This window comes from Bartonella sp. AP150HLJHH (genome assembly GCF_042196385.1).
In the GTDB taxonomy this organism is placed as follows: domain Bacteria; phylum Pseudomonadota; class Alphaproteobacteria; order Rhizobiales; family Rhizobiaceae; genus Bartonella.
This window is the reverse complement of the sequence record NZ_JBHIQC010000090.1, coordinates 1-1425: the sequence shown is the minus strand read 5'-3', so window position 1 is coordinate 1425 and position 1425 is coordinate 1. Positions and strand designations below refer to the sequence as shown.

General features: G+C 35.9%; 1 protein-coding gene and 1 pseudogene. One reads left to right on the top strand and one right to left on the bottom strand.

The window, feature by feature from the left end; all coding sequences use genetic code 11:
• Nucleotides 1–676, top strand: a pseudogene (locus ACFING_RS09775) (N-6 DNA methylase); the annotation flags it as partial.
• On the opposite strand, the gene ACFING_RS09770 reads toward ACFING_RS09775, so the two are convergent.
• Nucleotides 648–1425 (bottom strand): Eco57I restriction-modification methylase domain-containing protein (locus tag ACFING_RS09770; protein ID WP_375630766.1); only part of this gene is annotated, 778 nt, incomplete at its 5' end. The pseudogene ACFING_RS09775 and the gene ACFING_RS09770 overlap by 29 nt on opposite strands.

Sequence of the window (1425 nt, the reverse complement as noted above, 5' to 3'; positions counted from 1 at the left end):
GCATCTCCAAAACCTGCTTGCTGATGAAAACAGTGAAGCCTTTCATGCGTTTGATGCCTTTCATAAGGAATTAAAGAACAATTTAAACAGTGAAATAAAACAAGAGGAAGCCATTGAGATGTTAGCACAACATCTTGTCACGCGTCCCGTGTTTGAAGCCTTGTTTGAGGGCAATGAATTTGTGCAAAACAATGCTATTTCGCAAGCCATGGAAAAAATCTTAAAAGAATTGGATAAAACCAATATCGAGGAAGAATCCGAGGAATTACAAGAGTTTTATAACAGTGTAAGGCTTCGTGCTTCTGGGATTACCTCACCACAAGCAAGGCAAAATCTTATTATTACGCTTTATGAAAGTTTTTTTGCCAAGGCATTTAAGAAAACCACAGATAGGCTTGGGATTGTTTATACGCCTGTTGAGGTTGTTGATTTTATCATTCATTCTGTTGATGATGTTTTACGCAATGAATTTGGAAAAAGCTTAGGATCACGTGGTGTCTCTATCCTCGATCCTTTCACGGGAACTGGAACCTTTATCACAAGGCTTTTACAATCCAATCTCATCAAACCAGAGGATATGGAATATAAATTCCGTCATGATATCCATGCCAATGAGATTGTCTTGCTCGCCTATTACATAGCTGCCATTAACATTGAATCGACGTATCATGGTCTGTAGAAAGATTATCACCAATGTCGTGATAGTAAATTTCACACGGTTGTTTTTTATTGGGATTGCGCACAAAAATCGTTACAGCTATTCCATTTTGGCTTCCAGAACCAAAAACATTGCCTCCTTCCTTTGATAGCTCTTTTGATTTTATATTTTTTCGAATATCACCACGAAGATTAATAATATAAATAGAAGAATATTCATTTCGTAAGCATTTTCGCATGCCATCAGCAAATGCTTTATCTACCCATCCATTTCCAGAAATATAAGCTACAATACCACCTTGGGAACTTAAGCGATTACTTGCCCACCTAATCGCTCTAATATAGCTATCATAGAGATTTCTTTTTAATGTTGCTTGAGATTTAAGTGCATACGTATTTTGGATACTTCTATCAAGTATTTCATATTCTACATTTGCATTATTATCATTCTCACTTCTTTGACCAGAAGAATAAGGAGGGTTACCAAAGATAACTTGGATATCCAGATTTTTCTGAAGTTCCAAATATTCACTATTTTTTTTAAACAATTCCTGTAGCAGGTTCTTCTCTTCAAGCATCCGAAACGTATCAGCCAAACCAATATGCTTGAAAGGAATATACTCACCTTTCATCAAACTATGATAAGTCGATTCAATGTTAATGGCTGCTATGTAATAAGCCAGTAAAACAATCTCATTGGCATGAATATCATGACGGAACTTATATTCCATATCCTCTGGTTTAATGAGATCTGATTGTAAAAGCCGT